Origin of the sequence: Aquella oligotrophica (assembly GCF_002892535.1) — a bacterium.
In the GTDB taxonomy this organism is placed as follows: Bacteria; Pseudomonadota; Gammaproteobacteria; order Burkholderiales; family UBA11063; genus Aquella; species Aquella oligotrophica.
The window spans coordinates 2528870-2548342 of record NZ_CP024847.1; the positions used below are offsets into that span (position 1 = coordinate 2528870).

Consider the following 19473-nt stretch of genomic DNA (forward strand, 5'->3'; position numbering starts at 1 on the left):
GTTACATATCCTTAATTGAAATCTGCATTACCAGATCAGCAATATTTGCACTGGTATCAATTGCATTTTCTATACTTTTATAGATTTCTTTCAATTTAAGGATGGTCATAGTATCATAATTACCAGAATACATTTCTTTCATCGCATGACGCAAGTCTTCGATCATACTATCATCAAACTCATCAGTCTTCTGATCATCTTTGGAAATCCGCTCATAATTACCATTTTTTAAGGCCTGCATAATATCAACCAGCACCTTGGTAATATTTTGTAGCGTTGTTGCACTACGGATAAGGCAATCATCTGCTCTAGCATCAATGCTATAGATTTTAAGCTTTTGATTAATCTTAACTATTCGCTTAGTAAGCTTCAAAAGAAGAACCGATAATTCCTGAATATCACCACGATCAAGCGGAGTAATAAACTGATTATTTAATTCAATCAGTACTTTTTTTTCTATTTCAACAGCTTTTTGGCGCTTACTACGCAAATCAGAAGATAATTGTGCCTCACGAGTCTTATCATTAGTATTGATAATCTCGGTAAAAACAATTGCGGCTTCATGTGCATTAGTTGCAGCTTCCACAAACATATTAAAAAATACTTCACCTTTACTTGGCAATATAGCTTTAATTATTCGACGTAACACGCCATAGACTCCTATTTATTTTATACGCCAGTATAATATCATAACCATACACAAACTGAGTTTTATTTTTTAAAATTTATCAATATAAGATATTTTTCAATTAATATCAGCATGTTACAATCAAAAACCAACCCAAAACTAACAAACACATTTACAGAAAACTACATCACCCAAATTCTTCGAATAACCAACTGTTATTATTATAAAAACACAGCATTCGATACCAATTTTTTAGGAGAACAAGAATCATTTGTCCACAAATATGGACAATTTTACGTACACATAACCTATACAATCACAACCTCAAGCCATAGTTAAGTAAAATCTTTGGAGGTAATATGAAAAAATTGATTTTTGGAACAATCTTTGGTTGCATCGGAAGCTTCAGTTATGCAGATTCTTTTCAAGAGTTTAATAACAATATATATGCACAATATAATTATCTTGCACCAAACGAAGGAACTTATGCCAGCTACAATCAATGGGGTGTTGGTGGCACGGTACAGACCAAAAATGATATTTGGTTAAATGCAAATGCTATTTCCGGCACTAACAAAAATGCCGATGTTCTCTCAAACTTTGGAATCAAGGGAGGCTATGCACTACAATTTTTCCAGAATGACTCGAATGGGTTTCAGCTAATTCCATATATTGGTTTAAGTATGCAACAGGGTGGTGGATCACAGGGAAATGGGACTCAATATCAATATGCTCTCGGAATTAAGCCTGAATACCGACTCCTTGATTCATTAAAATTAGCATTAGACATGAACATCTACGGAATACAAACTGGCGTTACAACTACATCCAATGTTGGTGGCAGTAGTGCAACTACTGATGGACAAAATTTTGCTTATGCAATAACACCTGAAATTCAGTATGATATATCAAAAACTGTCTTACTCGGTGCTGGCTATAGTTATACCAACTCATTCAATTCGCAAGGCACAGTTGGTGGAGGAGATGGAAATAGTTCAATTAATGTTAGAGTAGGTTACCTATTCTAACTTTCAAGTTCTTCCATGTAATAAAATCCGGATGCAAAAACCACCACATCCGGATTTTATTTTTTTATTCAACAGTAACTGATTTCGCCAAATTCCTTGGTTTATCAACATCGGTTCCCTTGGCAATCGCGGTATGATATGCTAAAAGCTGCATTGGAATTGTATAGATAATCGGAGCAAGATAAGGAGGAATGCCTTTAGCTTGAATAACTATAGTCCGGTAACACTGTTTACTTAGTTCGTCTTCTTTATCAGTAAACAAATAAACCTGCCCTTGACGAGCCAGTACTTCTTGTACATTTGATTTAACTTTATCTGCTAGTAAATTATGCGGCATAGCAACGATGACAGGCATGTCTTTATCAATCAATGCTAGCGGACCATGCTTTAATTCACCTGCTGCATAACTCTCAGCATGAATATATGAAATTTCTTTTAGCTTTAACGCGCCCTCCATTGCTACTGGCGCCATAGTATGTCGCCCAAGAAATAAGGCATTATGCTTATATTCAAACTCTTTGGCAATCTGCTTAATTTCATCTTCAACCGACAATGCTTCTACCACCATATGCGGCAATCTACGAATCTGTTCAATCAATTCGGCTTCATTCGCTAACTCCCCTCGCACCTTAGCTAAGGTAAATGCAAGATATAGTAAAACTACCAACTGAGTTGTAAAGGCTTTGGTTGAAGCTACACCAATTTCTGGACCTGCCTGAGTTAAAACTTTTAATTTAGACAACCTAATCAAGCTACTTTCTGGTACATTACAAATTGCTAGCGTATTAACCATTCCCAATTCAATTGCATATTTAATGCTTGCCATAGTATCAGCAGTTTCACCAGATTGCGAAATACTAATAACCAGAGTATCTTTATTTGCTGGAATCTTACGGTAACGATATTCACTGGCAATATCGACCGCACACTCCAGATTAGCAAACTCCTCTATCCAGTATTTAGCAATTGAACCGGCATTAAAACTGGTCCCACAAGCAATAATTTGCACTTTATTAATTGATCTAAATATATTTTCTGCTTCAGCACCAAATGCCGCTGGGTCAAAGCTATTACCCAAGTGCTGCATGGTATCTGCAACTGCTTTTGGCTGCTCAAATATTTCTTTTTGCATATAGTGCCGATAATGCCCAAGCTCGGTTGCCGCCGCAGAAAGTTCACTGATATTTACTTGACGGGTAACTAGATTACCCATATTATCCCAAATTTGATAACCATCAATAGTTATCCTAGCAATATCACCCTCTTCGAGATAGACGAATTTCTGTGTTACTGGCAACAAAGCTGAAACATCGGAAGCGAAATAGTTCTCTTCAATTCCAAGCCCAATTACCATTGGTGAACCAGCTCTAGCACAAAGGATTTCTTGTGGGTTTTCGCGATTAATTAGACCAATTGCATATGCACCATGTAAGCGTGTTATAGCTTGTTTTAAGGCAGCTAATAAATCCTTAGTTTCAGAATAAATTGAATGAACTAAATGAACTATAACTTCAGTATCCGTCTCAGAATCAAAAACATAACCCTTTTCAATCAATTCACTACGAAGTTCAGCATAATTTTCGATTATTCCATTGTGCACTATCGCTAAAGTATCTTTAGAAAAATGCGGATGAGCATTAGTTTCGCTAACACCGCCATGTGTTGCCCAACGGGTATGTCCAATCCCAATATGTGCTTTAAATTTTGTTTGCTGACATAATTCAGTTAATTGACGTACACGACCAGTTACCCGTTGGCGCATCAAATTACCATCATCGTCAATGATTGCTACCCCAACGGAGTCATAACCACGATACTCAAGTCGCGATAATCCCTCAAGAATCACTGAGACTACATTCCGTTCACCAATACCACCAACTACTCCGCACATTTACTTGTTTCCTCTATTCTTTTCTAATTAATTCATTCAATATATCTGCAACCACTGGATCATCATTGAGACAGGAGATATATCGTAAATCATAACCACCATTAGCAATAAAGATCTCTTTATTCATTATAGCAATTTCTTCAAGTGTTTCAAGACAATCACTCATAAAACCAGGACAAACCACATCGACTGTTTTTATTTGTGTTTTTGCGAATAATTCAACCACATCACTTGTTGCAGGTTCAATCCATTTTGCCCGCCCAAATTTAGACTGGAAGGATAATTTTGCATCAATCTCCGGGTTTATTGCTAATTCCTTACACAACAAAAAGTAAGTTAATTTACATTCTTCAAAATAACTATCACCCTTTTCAATAAGAGCAACTGGAACTGAATGAAAACTGACTAATAAACGCTCTGCTCGTCCGTTTAGCTCCCAATGCTGCCTGATTTTATCAGCAATAGCTTTAATATAAACTGGATTACTAGAAAAGCTATTGATAAATTGTATCTCCGGGATGAAATATTTTGCTCTATAGTATTTAGCTAATTGATCAAATACACTAGCAGTAGTTGAACTTGAATATTGTGGATATAGCGGAATAACAATCAAACTTTCAAAATGTTTGTATTTTTCTTGATTAAGTACCTCAGCTATTGAAGTGCTTCCATAGCTAAAGGCATAGTCAACAGTATAGCCATTAGCAATTTTTTCCTGCAATAAGCGCGACTGCTCCTGAGTATAGTAAACTAGTGGAGAGCTATTACTCGAATGCCAAATTTGCTGGTATTTGTGGAGTAGTTTTTTTGCCCGAATTGGTAAAATAATTCCATACAAGATAGGATACCATAGTAATTTTGGTAACCCAACAACTCGCTGATCTGATAAAAATATCCGCAAAAATTTACGGATAGCCACAACTGAAAGCTCATCTGGTGAGCCCAAATTAACCAATAAAATCAACTTTCGCGAAAAGTCAGTCAAAATTAATCCCCTTGCTCTTCAGAAAACTTAAGATAAGCATCATCATAAGCCTTACGCTTTACTGAGTCGCTTAAAGTAGCGTAAGCCTCTTCAAGCTGTGCAGCAGAGTAAACAAACTTAACACTGGTGGAACCATCGGGAAGTCTCGATTTTATAGTATGATAAGCTTCTTTAATTTCTTCATCAGTTGCATTTTTTGATAGACCAAGAATATCATAATAATCAATCTGTTCTTCATTCACTGTTTCTTCAATAATACCTTCAGTCACAGCCGCAATATGAACAACATCATCAAGATGATCTTCACTTGGTTTCTTTTGCTTAAAACTACCTTCCGTACCCTTTATCAAGCGAATAATATTATCTTTATGCTTATAAACTACAAAAAATGCTACTATAGTAGTTGCACCAAAATAGGATGAATTACCCATTAAAATGTAAGCGTATAATGGAGACATCAACGTAGCAATAATTGCTGAAAGAGAGGAAACACGGGATAACTTAAAAACTATGATCCAAGTTACAACCAGAAGCATTGCCAAATAAGGGTTTAACCCAAGCATTACACCAATTGCTGTAGCAACACCCTTACCCCCCTTAAATTTAAAGAAAATTGGATAAATATGTCCAATCACCGCCATTACACCACACAAACCAACTATTGCATCCCCACCATCAATTCCATGTGTAATAAATCTGGCAACCACTACAACTAGAAGCCCCTTTATCAAGTCGCCAAGCAAAGTAAAAATAGCCGCCTTCTTGTTACCACTACGCATCACATTAGTTGCCCCAGCATTCTGTGAACCATAACTGCGCGGATCTTCAAGTTTCATACACTTAGAAACAATAATTGCAAATGACAAAGAGCCTAGTAAATAGGCAATAATGAGCATGGAATAAAGCATCATTAAGAATTCCTCTTTAATATTTTATATTAAATTCAATTTGTTGCTGACCAATATTAACATTGGTATTTTTACCCGCCTGAACTGGTACGGTTACATTATTGCGGAGCTGATCTTCCATTGAAGAGTTATTTAGTTTAGGAGAAGCAACCTGCATTGCTGCCTGATTAGAATTGGTAATATTAAAATTATTTAATGCATTCTGATCATAGTTATTACTATTGCGATTAAAGTAACTACCATTTGCACCAGTGTATGCGTCATTAGCAATACCATTACCAGTAACCCCAGAAGAGCTTTCTACTACTAAGGTAGTATTAGCCGAACTTTCTTCTTTTCGGTTACAGAAAACATTTTGCTTCCGGTTACAGTACCAAGCATCACTGCTGCTTGCTGCCCGTTTTTTAGTATCCGCAGGTAAGCTAAATGCCACTTGCGGATCAATGCTACTTTCAGTTTTATGACCAGACGGATCCAAGAAATCAGGAACAAAATCATCCAGACTTATCGCAAAAACTTCTGACATGACAAATAATAGAATCACCAATAACTTAGGCGCAGTCATTTTTTTAATTAGCCTTTTCTGAATCTTTCAGTTCAGATTAATAATAATTTGCTTTATACCGAAAAAGAAGAACCACAACCGCATGTAGTCTGGGCATTTGGATTTTTAATTGTAAACTGCGACCCTTCAAAAGAATCAATATAATCAATTTCAGCACCAACCAGATATTGATATGACATGGTATCGACCAAAAACTTCACACCTTCCCGATCAATCAAAAAGTCATCTTCATTAGCTATTTCATCAAAAGTAAAGCCATATTGAAAGCCAGAACAACCACCACCAGTAATAAACACCCTTAATTTAAGATCAGGATTATTTTCTTCTTCGATCAGCTCGCGGACCTTACTAACCGCGCTATCCGTAAAATTAATTGCTACTTCCATTTTTCATCCTAAATTTAAAATATAATTATATGTTTATTATAGCAAAAAATGACCTCCAATGTCGAGCTTTATTCATCAATATCACTTACAGTAAGGTGTCAGCCTTTAGTTTGACATAGTCAAGGCACCCTAAAGAAGAAAACCACCTTTTAAAAAGGTGGTTTTACAGTTTATTATTTGACTTTAAGATACTTAGCAGTTTTATTTATAGTTTCCCACCATGGAAAAAACTTGCAGCAAAGTATTTATCATAAACTTTAGTTGGTGTGGGAACATTATCAACGATAACATCAATCACAACTGGTTTATTTAACTTATAAGCTTTGTCAATAGTTGCTTCCAGATCAGCTGGGTCTGTTACGGTAAACCCTTCTGCACCTAGCGAGCGACCAAGGGCAGCAAAATCAAATGCAGGAATATTCATAAAGTCATTTACTTTTTGACTAAATTTCATTGCGCGTAATTTGGGATTACCATAGGCACGATTATTTGAGATAACAAAGATCACAGGTATATCATACTCAACAGCTGTTTTTATCTCCATGCCATGCATAAGTGTACAGGCATCACCAGTAAATAATACATGCGGACGATTTTGCAAAGCAACTTTACTACCAATAATAGCACCCCATGCCCAACCCATGCTACCCATATAATCAAGTGCTGTAATTACTTGGGTAGGATCTGTTACTGTCCAATAATGGAATGCAAACATCATGTGTGCGCCAGAATCAATTGCCATTACTGTATCTTGAGGCAGCACATTACGCAAGGCTTTTACTAATCTCGCAGGATGTATAGGCTTGTCTACATTAGCAGTATTTTCAATATCATAAGCATTAACATTATTACAGCCTGCTTTTGCTGTAGCCAACCACTCTTCACGGAATTGTTTACCTGCTAATAACTTAGCACTACGTTCATCATTAACAGCCAATGCATGCTTCAGGAAAGAATAGCTATCACCTAAAACTTCATACTCATAATCAATATTCTGGAACACATTATGGAAATTAGTATAACTAACAATCGTCGTTTTAGCTTTAAACTCCTTGCTACCAGCCATTGTTTCGGCGGAATTAAGCTGAACTCCCAGACATAACATGACATCAATATCATCTTCCATAACAACTTTGTTTGCATATGGATGAATAACCCAACCAATAATCCCTAATGATAATTCATGCTCTTCTGAGATAACACCTTTAGCACTAATGGTAGTTGCAACAGGAATACTATATTTCTCAGCAAATTGGGTCAATAGCTCCCATGAAGATGATTTTCTAACTTCACTTCCAGCATAAATAACTACTTTTTTACCATTTGCAAGAGCACTAAAGGCTTCTTCAAACGCTTCCTCATTTAAATATTTAGGGTGCAACATTGATTCTGAAACAGGTTTATAGCTTGTTTCATCAGCTATATCACTATCCTGTACATCAAGTGTCATCGATAAATGAACCGGACCTCTGGTACTTGGTGTTAGCATCTTGTTCATTAGATTTTTCAAGCCAAATGGAACCTGATTTGCCGAATGCGCTTCAACCTGTCCAGACATTAGTGGCGCCATTACCGCCGAAGTATTAAGACCTAATGAACTACTATCCTGAATAAATCCCTTCCCTTCTTCATCAAGAGGAACATCACCCGAAATTACTAACATCGGTGAATGATCCGCGGCAGCTGTAGCAATAGCTGTTGCCATATTTAAAATACCAGGTCCACCAATCGCAGCACAAACACCAAATTTATTTGAGCTTCTTGAATAGCCATCCGCCATAAATGCCGCACCACCCTCAATAGCTGAGCAAATGGGTTGAATACTTCCCTCCTCTACCATATCAAAAACAATCGGATCTAATTCACCACCTGGCACCATAAATACATGCTTAATTCCTTCAGCTTTCAAAGCTTCAATTACATATCTTTTTACTTTCATTTTATTCCCTTCTATTTGTTTAATTTAGAATCATCAAATTTTTTAAATGCTTTTTGCACATAGGGTAATTTAGCTAAAACCTTAGGCACGCCAACATAAAGAGTTAACAATATCAACATTTCCTTAATCTGCTGTTTGCTATTACCGACACTTAGAGAGTTATAGATATGTCCTTCAAATTCTTCATCGCAGCCACCTTGAGCAATTAAGGCTGCAGCAATCAACATCTCTTTATCTTTTAAGGCAAGAGATGAAGTCTTTTCGCCCCAAACTTCTGCCATACCATGACTAACTACTAAATCAGCCAACTCTGGTGAAAATTCATATAACCCTTTGTCAACAGAATCAATCACCGACTGTTCATACTTTTCCTGCATAAGTTTAATACCAGCTTTATATTTATCACTATTTTTATAATCTGCCATTAAGTCGAGCTCACTTCCAAGATAGGTTCAATTTTATAGCTTATAACTCTTTTGGTAAGATAAGCTTCACACATTAAATTACAAAGCCAATGCAAACACCAAAAGCATCAAAATATTACCATATTGTAATACACTAAGGCGAAATTGTTAAGTAAGATTTTTCTCTTATTGCAAGTACTCTTGATATATGTTAAAATCGAAAATCGGTTTTTATAATTATGTCAGATTTATGTCCAATTTACTGTCCGAATACTGTATTTTTACAAAAAAATTTAAGTCTAATCATAACATTATCATCGTCAATCTTGATATGAAAATACTGTGTATAACTAATCCGGAATTTTTCACAAGATATAATGCTGGTTTTGAAGAAAATAGTAACCTCTTTGACTGTTTAAAACATTTGCCACTAATGGATAAAAAAAGCGAAATATATACCAATTTAATTATAAGCAAAAAAGTACAAGGATATTTTATTGCACAAGATTTAGATGGAAGTAGTGGACATTTAATTGATCGAGTATATCTATCGCCAATTATGGATGAAAATCAGGAGTTAGTGGGTATTGAACTCGAATGTATAAGTATGGCTGGACTCCCGATCATCAATATCCTTGATGAAGAGAAAGATTATCAACTTCATTTTCCAACTCTGACTAAGAGAGAATATGAAATCGCAGTATTAAAATATCTTGGCAAAACAGATCGGGAAATTAGTGAAATATTAAGCACTAAAGGCTCGCCTGTCTCAGATAAAACTATAGCCAGTATTGTATATAATCAGTTGTATAGAAAACTTGATGTGCATAATAAATCTGATCTTATTAAGAAAATACATAATTCGGGCATGGATAAATTTATTCCAAAGTCATTAATTGCAAGCAACCAATTAATTGTATTTTCAACTCTTGACTTATCCTGATGTTAATTAGAAACATATCAAATGCCATATAAATATTTTAGTATGCTAGCCAAACTATGCAGTGTTATGCTAGTCATAAGTGCAGCTATCATCCTTACACAAGGCTTGATTCCATTAGTTGGAAGTCATCCAGAAAATGACTTCATATATAAATCAAAAGTTGGGATACAGATATTCTCCCAGGTCATTTTTACCTATTGCTCACTAGTGATCGGATTACTCCTCGCAAACCGTTCTCGGATAGTATGGTATATAGCAATTAGCCTAATCATAATTATTTGTATTACCAATATCATTTTTTGGACAAACTATACAATCTTATACTATTACCTAATTACACTGGCATTACTACTTATCTCCAGAAAAGCCTTTGATCTGGATTTATTTGTTTCATATATATTTCTATTTGTTTTTGGGTTTCTGATTTTTGCCTTGATTTATGGGACTATTGGCACATACCTTTTTCGCATTGATTTTACTGGCATTAACTCAATCTATGATGCACTTTATTTTACTATTGTAACTTATAGCACCGTTGGCTATGGTGATATTTCTCCAAAAACAGTATTTGCAAAGTTTTTTGTAATTAGTATGATCATAATAGGTTTGGTCGTTTTCGCTACCAGCATCACGGTAATAGCCTATAATATAAATCGACATTTAAAAAAAGTACTAAATCATCTCAATAAAGGCAGGCTTGGCATGACTAATCACATTGTTCTAATTGGTTGTGGAATTTTTACTAAAATACTCATTGAACGATACATTAAAGACAAAATAAATTTCTTAGTTATTGATACAGACAAAAATCTTGATTATGAAAAACAATTATTAATAGATAACAACCGATTGATAATTGCTTCATACCATGGAAATAATGACTCATTAATCAAGGCACAGGCAGAATTAGCCGCAAAAATTATTATCGCCCACGATACAGATGAAGCCAGTATATTAGCAACCATGAACACCCGTGAATATCTGGAGTCAAAGAATCAACCAAATACACCAGAAATTATTGTTAGGATATTGTATTTTGAAAATATTAGTAAGGCAAAACGTGCTGGAGCTGATGAGATCATTGCTCCACACGTTTTAGCTGCCGAGCAGATACTCAAGAGAAAATAAACGCCCGGATTTGATCTATCCACTAAATGAGAAGCAGATCATTCACGGGCATTTATGCTATTATTAATCTACTCAACCAATGATTTCAGGTTATCCGTATAATCAATTGCAACGTCAATAATTACTGGTCCAGTCTGCGACTGCGCTTCCTTTAGAGCTGGCAGTAGCTGTTCTTGAGCTGTTACTGTTATTCCATAGGCGCCAAAACTTCTTGCCATTTCTGCAAAGTCAATATTATGGGTAAATTTGACTGCACTAGTTTCAGCATATTTATGCTCTTCCTGTATTGCAACTAAATTATAACTATGATCCTTCCACACCAGATGAATTATTGGTAATTGGTGTTCGACTGCGGTAGCTAATTCCATAATACACATCAATACACCACCATCGCCAGATACCGAATAAACCCGTGCACTATCAAGCCCTCGCGATTTATTGCTAAACGCAGCACCAACAGCAAAAGGAATTGATACCCCAAGCGTCTGAAAGCCCATACTATTTATAAATTGGCGCGGAGTATGGCTAACAAAATACTCAGATAGCCAATATTGATGACTCCCCACATCACTAACTAGAGTATCATCACTACCAATATTTGCCTGAATTAGTGCGACCACTTCAAGTGGATGCACCATATTTATTTTAGGCTGCGTATAATTAGTTAATCGCTTAGCAAGCTTTTCTCTAACCTTTTTTTGCTGTAATTGTGATTCCTCTGATGGTGAATAATTTAATCCTTCCGACAATACCGCTACATTATGGGCAATGTTCCCCAATAGCTGAATATCCGGACGATAGCCCTCTGCAAATACCGGAGTATAATTTGCAATATGAATTAATTTCTTGTCAGTAGGATTCCATTTTAATGGATCAAGTTCAGCAATATTGTAACCAATAGCAATGAATAAATCAGCCTGTTGGATAATCTCATTACATGGTTGATTCTGGAATGCTCCCAAACGTCCCATAAAATGCCCTAAATGACGGGGCATCACCATTCCACCGCCCTCAAAAGAGCTTAATACGGGAATCTTGGTATTATCAAGTAGCTTCTCTAAACTATCAGCAACCGCACTAGTCGCTGCATCTGCACCAATTATAATTAATGGTGATTTCGCAAGTTTAATCAATTCTTGCGCCGCATCTATATCACTTTGTTGGGCAATTGCTACGGATTCTTTACGTGGTGTAGAGGCGATAAGTTTAGTTGGTTGAGCTAATAAATCAGCAGCAAAGGATAAATGAACTGCTCCGGTCTCTCCAGTTATTGCTTTATTATATGCAAAATCCCAAATGCCACTTACCGTATCTGGATTAGTTACCTCTTTGCTATAACGAGTAACTGGTAAAAATAGATCCTCGGCATTAATAATTTGATGGGATGGCTTAAATGTTGTTCGGCTATCCATTTGCCCACAGATTGCAATCAGTGGATTATGTTCCAATGTTGCAGTGGCGGCAGCAGTTACTAGATTAGTTGCACCAGGTCCAGCAGTTACTAATACTACTGCTGGCTTACCCGTTTTTTTAGCATAGGCAACAGCTGCATTACCTGCACCACTTTCCTGGCGGCACAAGATTAATTTAGGTTTGCGCCCAGTTAACGCCGTAGTAATAGCATCAATCGAAGCTCCCGGCACACAAAAAACATATTCAATCCCGTAATTTTCCATCTGATCAACTAATAACGTAGCAATATTTCTATTCATTTTTTCTCCAATTAACGTTGTTTTTCTACCTGATGGATTGCTTCACTATCTGCCATTAATTCAGCCGTCGCAAATTCATCATTATCAATCAAATCCACTTGCAAACTCTTCAATTCCTGAATATAAGCCCGCCCCTTCTCTAACTCAAAATTAAAGACATGACCACCGATAGAGCGGTCTTTATCAATAAAATGAAAATGAAAACCAGGCACATTCAACTGTTCTAGATATTGAGGAAACCAAACACCAACCAACGTGCCCTCAATGTCGTTTTTACTAAAGGTTTTCTGCAATTCAGGCATCGTTTCACTCATCTTCTGATAAGTTCTTGGCTGGCATGCCTCGCTTCTAAGTAATATAGACTTGAATTTCCCCTCAATTTTGATTGCATAAATCATATTTTTCGAAGGAAAGAAATTCAATAAATACTCTTCAATCTGTTCATAACGTTTATTATTGAGACCAATATCCTGATTTGGTATAAATTTATTTATAACTGCAAATGGAGTGAGAGTCTCATCACTTACTACTTCAAGATTACCATTAACATCCGCTCGATAGTAAATATTGTCACAAACAATCATTTCACCATCAACCATGTCAAAAGTTCCAAGACCAAAATCGCCATGTTCTTTTAATTCACCAATGCAAATATCACCATCATAGACAGCATTGATTAACGAGTTAATCGTGCCTGTCTGATACATTTTAGGCTTCTTTTTATAGTTTGACACCCTACCCTCCATTTTTAACCAATTACCATTAGAATATCATAATTTAAAATTAGTAAAGTAACTATAACAGACAAGTTTTCATATATCTAATTTTATTTTAACGGCACTAAAAACCGATACTAGAAAACAAAAACCCCTGCAATAATTGCAGGGGTTTTTAATCACAATAAGATGATTTATACTTTAGCAGCCGCAGCTACTTCGGCAGCAAAATCAACCACTTTTTTCTCAATACCTTCACCTACTACAAACATGGCGAAACTATTAACTTTAGCATTTTTCGCAGCCAACAATTTTTCAACTGTTAGATCTGGATTTTTAACGAATGGCTGACCTAATAATGTAACTTCAGCAAGATATTTAGAAATACGTCCTTCAACCATTTTAGTCACGATATCAGCTGGCTTTCCAGATTGTGCAGCCTGTTGTGAATAGATATTACGTTCTTCCTCGATTTTCTCGGCAGGAACATTATCTTTAGAAACACAAATTGGCTTATTCGCAGCAATGTGCATCGCAATATCTTTACCAAGCTCAGTATCACCACCAACCAAATCAACAACCACACCGATTTTTTTACCATGCAGGTAACTTGCAAGTGAACCTTCAGTAGAAAATGCCTGAAAACGACGTAGAGAAATATTTTCACCTAGTTTAGCAATAATATCTTTACGCGTTTCTTCAATAGTTTTACCTTCCGCCATTTTCACATTAGCCGCTTCTTCAAGGCTAGCCACCGGAGTCGCAAGCAATGCTGCAGCAACTTTATTCGCAAAATCTAGGAATCCTTCATCTTTTGCAACAAAATCTGTTTCGCAATTGATTTCAGCCACAACACCTTTTTTACCATCGGCAGAAGTAGCAACCACCACCACACCTTCAGCTGCAGTACGTCCAGCTACTTTTGATGCTTTAGCACCACTTTTTACACGAATTAATTCTTCAGCTTTTTTAAGATCGCCATCAGTTTCAACTAGAGCTTTTTTACACTCCATCATCCCCATACCAGTCATTTCACGTAACTGAGCTACCATCGCAGCAGTAATGTTTGCCATTCTTTACTCCTAATTTCGTATTGTATTAATTTAGAAAAATAAACAGAAAACCGTAACTTAGTTACGGTTTATCGAATTACTCAGCAGAAGCTTCTTCAGCTTTTTTTACCGTACGCACTGTTTTCTTTTCCGGTGCAGCATCTTCTACCATCTCAACTTTAATAGCTTTTGCCAAATCAGCAACAGTTTCATCCTTGGCAGATAAAATTGCATCTGCAAATGCTGAAGCATAAAGTTTAATCGCACGAGCTGAATCATCATTCCCAGGAATTACATAATCAACGCCTGATGGATCATTGTTAGTATCAACAACAGCAATAACAGGAATACCAAGTTTTTGAGCTTCAAGAATTGCAATTGCATGAACACCAGTATCAATTACAAATAGTGCCGAAGGTAAACCTTTCATCTCAGCGATACCACCGATTGTTTTTTGCAGTTTTTCAACATCGCGAGATAAGTCAAGTAATTCTTTTTTAGATAAGCCAGCATCAGCTTTTTCCATTAATTCAGATTTAGTTTCTAATTTTTTGATTGATTTTTTTACTGTTTCAAAATTGGTAAGCATACCACCTAACCAACGGTGATCAACATAAGGCATCCCGCAACGCGCAGCTTCTTCAGCAATAATTTCACTAGCTTGAGATTTAGCACCAACAAATAAAATAGTACCTTTATTTTTTACTGTTTGCTTAGCAAATTTAATTGCATCTTCAAACATAGGTAAAGTTTTATCCAGATTGATAACATGAATTTTATTACGAGAGCCAAAGATATATGGCTTCATTTTTGGATTCCAGAATTTAGTTTGGTGACCGAAATGGCAACCAGCTTCCAGCATTTCGCGAATAGAAACAGACATAATTTTTCCTTAAAAAGGGTTATACCGCCACCCATGGATTTAGATGAGCACTAAGCCCACACCCTTTAACCACAGATGTGTGAATTTTAAAATAAGAGCCACATTATACACTAAATAGAAATATTTTTCTACTTTTAATTTAACTAATACTGACGCTTAAGTCGTACCATCTGCATAATTGCTACCGAAATTTCCTCAATTGACTTATGACTGGTGTTTAAGAATGGAATCCCGCAGGTATTCATAATTCTTTCAGCTGCATTGATCTCATCCATACAAGTAGTAATATTTGCATACTTACTATTAGGCAGTCGATGTGAACGAATCTGATGTAATCTGTCTGCCTCGATACTAAGTCCAAATAACTTTTGATGAAATGGAACCAATGATTTTGGTAAATGATCGGTTTTAAGATCCAGTTCGGCAAATGGATAATTAGCAGCCTTAATTCCATAATTAACTGCTAGATAAATACTGGTAGGAGTCTTACCAACCCTTGAAACACCAACGATAATTACATCAGCTTCATGATAGTTTTTACTGCTTACCCCATCGTCATTTTCGAGTGAAAAATGAATTGCATCAATTCGATGGTTATATTTCTCTTCATCACTGATACCATGTAATTTATTGATTTTTTGGGTCGCCTGTACGCCAAGAGCCTCTTCTAACTGAGGAATAAATGCCTGAAAGAAATCTAAACTATGTGCATAATCAACTTCAATAATCTTACGCAAATCAGCATTAAGAACACTAGAAACAACAATTGGCTTCTCACCATCTTGCAAATAACGGTTATAAACACGCAACATCACCTGACTCATTTTCGCAGGTGTGTCAATAAATGGAAATGTTTCGCGGCGAAATTCAACTTCAGGAAATTTGGCTAAAAGGGCATTACCCAGCTTTTCAGTGGTAATCCCGGTTTGATCAGAGATAAAAAAGACACTCCGCATAAATCCTCCAAATTGGATATAATCAGGTTAATGTGCGATAATAGCTACCGGATATAATTTAACCGTAAATATATCACAATTATCCCCATAGAATAAGGTTAAGATAAAACTTAAAGGCTACCCTAAATGCAAACTAGTCTCTTGAATAAAATAAATACGCGCTGCCTGTTTCTGGCTATCTTTCTAATTTGTTTTTTTGCGGTTGGCTATGCAATGTATGCACAATTCTATCAAAATGCAGATCCCTGCCCATTATGTATTGCTCAACGAGTAATCTTTGCAGCAATTGCCTTAATATCACTTGTAGCATTAATTCATGGCGCAAAAAAAACGGGAACCATAATTTACAGTCTAATCATAGGTGCTATCGCAATCTTTGGCATAAAAACTGCTTATCACCACGTCTGGTTACAGAGCTTACCACCTTCAGAATGGCCTGCATCGTGCGGGATGCCACTTGACATTTTATATAAACAAATCCCACTAAGCGGGTTTTTACATACGGTTTTATCAGGGTCGGCAGAATGCGCAATGGTTAGCTGGAAGGTATTTGGTATTTCTGGTGCCAAACTAAGTCTTTATGGATTTAGTCTAATTACTTTAATTACTCTAACTTGCATAATGAGATCATTAATAAAAACAAAATAACCCAGCTCTAATTTAGATAGTATAGATGAGTTAGCTAATCTCGGGTAAATTTACTTGATTACTATTTTTATTTTTTAATTTAAAGCACTCTTCTATAAATTGCATGAAATGTTTAACAAGCGGGCTATTATTATTGTTTAGTCGAACTAGATAAAATGCCGTATGAGCAAAACGGTATTCTGGTAATACCTTTACTACTTCGCCTCTTTTTTGCTCGCCCTCATATAATTCATCAAGTCCGATCACTATAGCATGCCCACCCCTTATAAGTGTTTTCCCCGCTTCAGTACTATTTATTGAAAGGCTAGACTTCCCACGAATGAAAAATTGTCTACCATCCAGATGTTCAACCCGCATCAAGTTATCAATTGAAGAGTCATCTTTTATATAACCAGTTATCAGATGCTGTTCCAGATCATTTAGATCTTTTGGCTCTCCATAACGTGATATGTATTCTGGCGTACAAAATAATTGAACATACGTCTCATATATTTTTTTTACCATTAGTGTCTGTTGTGCAGGAATCTGGCGAACAATTGCCAAATCAATTGCATCCTTTATCAAATCTGCTTCGCGATTCTGATAGATTAACTCAATATTAACCTGAGGATTTTCCCTGACATACTTAGCGATATACGGAGATAAAATATGATTGGCTATTCCATAAGGAATTGCCAGCCTGATCTTGCCATTGAGTGAGTTTCTTGAAAACTTAAACTCTTCAATTGCATTTCGTAAATAGTTTTCCTGTCCGGTAAAGAGCTGATAGAATTTAACTCCATCATCAGTAACTTCTATTTTTCTAGTACTTCGACGAATTAACTGCAACTCCAACTTCTCTTCCAAAGCCTGGATTCGTCTGGTAACAGTAGATTGATTAATCCCTAGTTTTTTAGCAACAAGACTAAAGTTTTTTATCTCATAAACTTCACAAAAAATTAGGGCATCATTATAAATGCTGCGTATTTCAAGAATATTCATCTCAGCACCCATTATAAAATAGATAGGATAAGTCATTTTAACATACAAGAGAATTAGATCTAAGCATATAATATGATAACAATAATTCACTCACTGATAACACACATGCATAAACTCAGGGTAGCGTCTTTTAATTTATGCATTTATGCATAAATCCTATGTTGATTTTGCTATTTTATTTTTTCAATATTTAACCTATAATCTCCATATGGTGTAAAAGAAATCCTAACAATGTTTAGAATTTTTATAACGTCAAATCAATTTATTGGATAATTATTTCAATCCAGTATTTTTAAAATAAACTAAAGGGAGATTTTATTTGAAAAATTTTATTAATCCATTAATCAATTCGGGGATAATAAGTACAGGATTAATGCTTGTTGCGTGTAATAGCGGTAGTTCTGACGCTCAAGTAGCTAATATGGAGCTAGCTAGTAGAATTAATCAAAAAACAAAAAGCACTTACGTAGTTGCAAACCATCCGTTTCCACAATCAGCAAAAATTTCATATCATCTTGCTGACGGAACAGAAGCTATTTATCCAACTACCCGGAATGATACGGATGTTAGTACATTTTATGATTACTGGAAAAATAATTATATTACTACAGCAGGCACAGTTAATGGACAAACTCTTTATCGGGTAAAATTTGGTAAATCTGGCAACAATGCCAACACTACAGTCTCCGAGGGACAAGGCTATGGCATGATATTTACGGTGATGATGGCAGGCTATGATGAAAATGCTCAAAACTTATTTGATGGCTTATTCCGCTATGTCAAAGCGCACCCTAGCCCCAATAATAACCGTCTAATGTCATGGAAACAGCCAAAGAATCCAGATAATGATAGCAGTGCTTTTGATGGTGATGCCGATATTGCGCTGGGGCTTATCCTTGCTGCCGAACAATGGGGAAGCAATGGAGCAATAAACTACTTGGCTGAAGCCGAGAATATTATAGCCGGGATTCAAGAATCAACTATCGGTGAAGATAGCTATTTACCAATGCTTGGTGACTGGGTAGGACAAAATGGTCATCCCCTTACGATGAAAGCCATACCCAGTGGACACCAAGATCTTCTGATTTTATGCCCGAAAATTTCCATAGCTTTGCAGCCATCAGTAATAATCCGGAATACTGGAATAGAGTAATAAATAACTCTCATATTGTCATTGATTATATGCAAGAAAACTATAGCCCAATTACAGGCTTGTTACCAGATTTTATTGTTGGAACCAATCTAAATGATTTTGCCCCTGCCTATATCGGTTTTCTGGAAGGAAAAGATGATGGTAACTATGCCTATAATGCAGGACGTGACCCTTGGCGGCTAGGAGTTGATGCATTATTAAATAATGACTTCGACTCTTTAGCTGAAACTCGCAGGATGTCACATTGGATGCAAAATTCAACGAATAACAATCCATTGAATATTCATGCTGGCTACTATCTAAATGGCGATGCTCTCTTAGATGAGTCTAAAGATTATTTCACGGCTTTCTTTGCCGCACCATATGGTGTTGCTGCAATGACCGGGGGAGCATCACAACAACAATGGCTAAATAAGATTTATAAAGAAATAAAAAATAAGCATGAAGATTATTACGAAGATTCAATTACCATGTTCTCATTACTTATTATGACTGGTAACTACTGGGGTGTTAATACTTTTCATTAAACAACTAAAAATTATTTAATTTACAGGGTAGCATAATATT

General features: G+C 36.0%; 20 protein-coding genes. 6 read left to right on the forward strand and 14 right to left on the reverse strand.

Annotation, left to right across the window (positions count from 1 at the left end; genetic code table 11):
* Position 1: 1 nt before the first annotated feature.
* Positions 2-649 (reverse strand): DUF47 domain-containing protein, encoded by a 648-nt coding sequence (locus tag CUN60_RS11520; protein WP_102952181.1) that lies wholly within the window; start codon positions 647-649, stop codon positions 2-4.
* 338 nt (positions 650-987) lie between these two features.
* On the opposite strand from CUN60_RS11520, the gene CUN60_RS11525 reads away from it, so the two are divergent.
* Entirely contained in the window at positions 988-1656 is a 669-nt protein-coding gene (locus CUN60_RS11525; protein WP_102952182.1) for a hypothetical protein, read from the forward strand.
* Positions 1657-1720: 64 nt separating this feature from the next.
* Here CUN60_RS11525 and glmS read toward each other — a convergent pair whose 3' ends face one another.
* From glmS to CUN60_RS11560, 7 genes are all read right to left on the reverse strand, one after another.
* A complete protein-coding gene (gene glmS / locus CUN60_RS11530; protein ID WP_102952183.1) occupies positions 1721-3547 on the reverse strand; it encodes a glutamine--fructose-6-phosphate transaminase (isomerizing) in 1827 nt (608 codons plus the stop codon).
* Between the two features lie 13 nt (positions 3548-3560).
* Positions 3561-4532, reverse strand: a complete 972-nt coding sequence (hemH, locus tag CUN60_RS11535) for a ferrochelatase (protein ID WP_158649408.1) — start codon at positions 4530-4532, stop codon at positions 3561-3563.
* A gap of 2 nt (positions 4533-4534) precedes the next feature.
* Positions 4535-5443 carry a glycerol-3-phosphate 1-O-acyltransferase PlsY gene (plsY, locus tag CUN60_RS11540; RefSeq protein WP_102952185.1) on the reverse strand — a complete coding sequence of 303 codons (909 nt, stop codon included), beginning with the start codon at positions 5441-5443 and terminating at the stop codon, positions 4535-4537.
* 13 nt (positions 5444-5456) lie between these two features.
* Positions 5457-6005 carry a hypothetical protein gene (locus CUN60_RS11545; protein ID WP_102952186.1) on the reverse strand — a complete coding sequence of 183 codons (549 nt, stop codon included), beginning with the start codon at positions 6003-6005 and terminating at the stop codon, positions 5457-5459.
* A 53-nt stretch (positions 6006-6058) separates the two neighbouring features.
* The gene (gene erpA, locus CUN60_RS11550; RefSeq protein WP_102952187.1) at positions 6059-6391 is read right to left on the reverse strand and encodes an iron-sulfur cluster insertion protein ErpA; all 333 of its coding nucleotides are present in this window, start codon (positions 6389-6391) and stop codon (positions 6059-6061) included.
* Positions 6392-6596: 205 nt separating this feature from the next.
* On the reverse strand, positions 6597-8330 hold the full coding sequence (locus CUN60_RS11555) for a thiamine pyrophosphate-binding protein (protein ID WP_102952188.1): 1734 nt from the start codon (positions 8328-8330) through the stop codon (positions 6597-6599).
* A gap of 11 nt (positions 8331-8341) precedes the next feature.
* Positions 8342-8755, reverse strand: a complete 414-nt coding sequence (locus tag CUN60_RS11560; protein WP_102952189.1) for a carboxymuconolactone decarboxylase family protein — start codon at positions 8753-8755, stop codon at positions 8342-8344.
* A 310-nt stretch (positions 8756-9065) separates the two neighbouring features.
* On the opposite strand from CUN60_RS11560, the gene CUN60_RS11565 reads away from it, so the two are divergent.
* Both CUN60_RS11565 and CUN60_RS11570 read left to right on the forward strand, forming a co-directional pair.
* Entirely contained in the window at positions 9066-9677 is a 612-nt protein-coding gene (locus CUN60_RS11565; protein WP_158649409.1) for a helix-turn-helix transcriptional regulator, read from the forward strand.
* 21 nt (positions 9678-9698) lie between these two features.
* Positions 9699-10805, forward strand: coding sequence for an ion channel (locus CUN60_RS11570; RefSeq protein WP_102952191.1), 1107 nt, complete (start codon positions 9699-9701; stop codon positions 10803-10805).
* A gap of 68 nt (positions 10806-10873) precedes the next feature.
* Here CUN60_RS11570 and alsS read toward each other — a convergent pair whose 3' ends face one another.
* The 5 genes from alsS to ppsR form a co-directional block, all read right to left on the reverse strand.
* On the reverse strand, positions 10874-12517 hold the full coding sequence (gene alsS, locus CUN60_RS11575) for an acetolactate synthase AlsS (protein ID WP_102952192.1): 1644 nt from the start codon (positions 12515-12517) through the stop codon (positions 10874-10876).
* A gap of 11 nt (positions 12518-12528) precedes the next feature.
* Positions 12529-13251 carry an acetolactate decarboxylase gene (gene budA / locus CUN60_RS11580; RefSeq protein WP_158649410.1) on the reverse strand — a complete coding sequence of 241 codons (723 nt, stop codon included), beginning with the start codon at positions 13249-13251 and terminating at the stop codon, positions 12529-12531.
* A 176-nt stretch (positions 13252-13427) separates the two neighbouring features.
* Positions 13428-14306, reverse strand: a complete 879-nt coding sequence (tsf, locus tag CUN60_RS11585; protein WP_102952194.1) for a translation elongation factor Ts — start codon at positions 14304-14306, stop codon at positions 13428-13430.
* A 76-nt stretch (positions 14307-14382) separates the two neighbouring features.
* On the reverse strand, positions 14383-15171 hold the full coding sequence (gene rpsB / locus CUN60_RS11590; protein ID WP_222593329.1) for a 30S ribosomal protein S2: 789 nt from the start codon (positions 15169-15171) through the stop codon (positions 14383-14385).
* 140 nt (positions 15172-15311) lie between these two features.
* Positions 15312-16124 (reverse strand): posphoenolpyruvate synthetase regulatory kinase/phosphorylase PpsR, encoded by an 813-nt coding sequence (ppsR, locus tag CUN60_RS11595; RefSeq protein WP_102952196.1) that lies wholly within the window; start codon positions 16122-16124, stop codon positions 15312-15314.
* A 126-nt stretch (positions 16125-16250) separates the two neighbouring features.
* On the opposite strand from ppsR, the gene CUN60_RS11600 reads away from it, so the two are divergent.
* Positions 16251-16772, forward strand: coding sequence for a disulfide bond formation protein B (locus CUN60_RS11600; RefSeq protein WP_102952197.1), 522 nt, complete (start codon positions 16251-16253; stop codon positions 16770-16772).
* Between the two features lie 30 nt (positions 16773-16802).
* On the opposite strand, the gene CUN60_RS11605 is transcribed toward CUN60_RS11600, so the two are convergent.
* Positions 16803-17789, reverse strand: coding sequence for a LysR family transcriptional regulator (locus tag CUN60_RS11605; RefSeq protein WP_102952198.1), 987 nt, complete (start codon positions 17787-17789; stop codon positions 16803-16805).
* Between the two features lie 283 nt (positions 17790-18072).
* On the opposite strand from CUN60_RS11605, the gene CUN60_RS11610 reads away from it, so the two are divergent.
* The gene (locus CUN60_RS11610; protein ID WP_102952199.1) at positions 18073-18906 is read left to right on the forward strand and encodes a glycosyl hydrolase family 8; all 834 of its coding nucleotides are present in this window, start codon (positions 18073-18075) and stop codon (positions 18904-18906) included.
* Positions 18843-19433 carry a hypothetical protein gene (locus tag CUN60_RS11615; protein ID WP_158649411.1) on the forward strand — a complete coding sequence of 197 codons (591 nt, stop codon included), beginning with the start codon at positions 18843-18845 and terminating at the stop codon, positions 19431-19433. The genes CUN60_RS11610 and CUN60_RS11615 overlap by 64 nt, the downstream gene beginning before the upstream one ends.
* Positions 19434-19473 lie beyond the last annotated feature (40 nt).

Bases quoted from the DNA above. Each gene is read 5' to 3' on its own strand.
- alsS (WP_102952192.1), bottom strand. From the start codon at position 12,517: ATGAATAGAAATATTGCTACGTTATTAGTTGATCAGATGGAAAATTAC.
- plsY (WP_102952185.1), bottom strand. From the start codon at position 5,443: ATGATGCTTTATTCCATGCTCATTATTGCCTATTTACTAGGCTCTTTG.
- CUN60_RS11605 (WP_102952198.1), bottom strand. From the start codon at position 17,789: ATGACTTATCCTATCTATTTTATAATGGGTGCTGAGATGAATATTCTT.
- CUN60_RS11545 (WP_102952186.1), bottom strand. From the start codon at position 6,005: ATGACTGCGCCTAAGTTATTGGTGATTCTATTATTTGTCATGTCAGAA.
- ppsR (WP_102952196.1), bottom strand. From the start codon at position 16,124: ATGCGGAGTGTCTTTTTTATCTCTGATCAAACCGGGATTACCACTGAA.
- tsf (WP_102952194.1), bottom strand. From the start codon at position 14,306: ATGGCAAACATTACTGCTGCGATGGTAGCTCAGTTACGTGAAATGACT.
- CUN60_RS11615 (WP_158649411.1), top strand. From the start codon at position 18,843: ATGCCCGAAAATTTCCATAGCTTTGCAGCCATCAGTAATAATCCGGAA.
- glmS (WP_102952183.1), bottom strand. From the start codon at position 3,547: ATGTGCGGAGTAGTTGGTGGTATTGGTGAACGGAATGTAGTCTCAGTG.
- CUN60_RS11565 (WP_158649409.1), top strand. From the start codon at position 9,066: ATGAAAATACTGTGTATAACTAATCCGGAATTTTTCACAAGATATAAT.
- CUN60_RS11570 (WP_102952191.1), top strand. From the start codon at position 9,699: ATGCCATATAAATATTTTAGTATGCTAGCCAAACTATGCAGTGTTATG.
- CUN60_RS11600 (WP_102952197.1), top strand. From the start codon at position 16,251: ATGCAAACTAGTCTCTTGAATAAAATAAATACGCGCTGCCTGTTTCTG.
- CUN60_RS11560 (WP_102952189.1), bottom strand. From the start codon at position 8,755: ATGGCAGATTATAAAAATAGTGATAAATATAAAGCTGGTATTAAACTT.
- erpA (WP_102952187.1), bottom strand. From the start codon at position 6,391: ATGGAAGTAGCAATTAATTTTACGGATAGCGCGGTTAGTAAGGTCCGC.
- CUN60_RS11525 (WP_102952182.1), top strand. From the start codon at position 988: ATGAAAAAATTGATTTTTGGAACAATCTTTGGTTGCATCGGAAGCTTC.
- CUN60_RS11555 (WP_102952188.1), bottom strand. From the start codon at position 8,330: ATGAAAGTAAAAAGATATGTAATTGAAGCTTTGAAAGCTGAAGGAATT.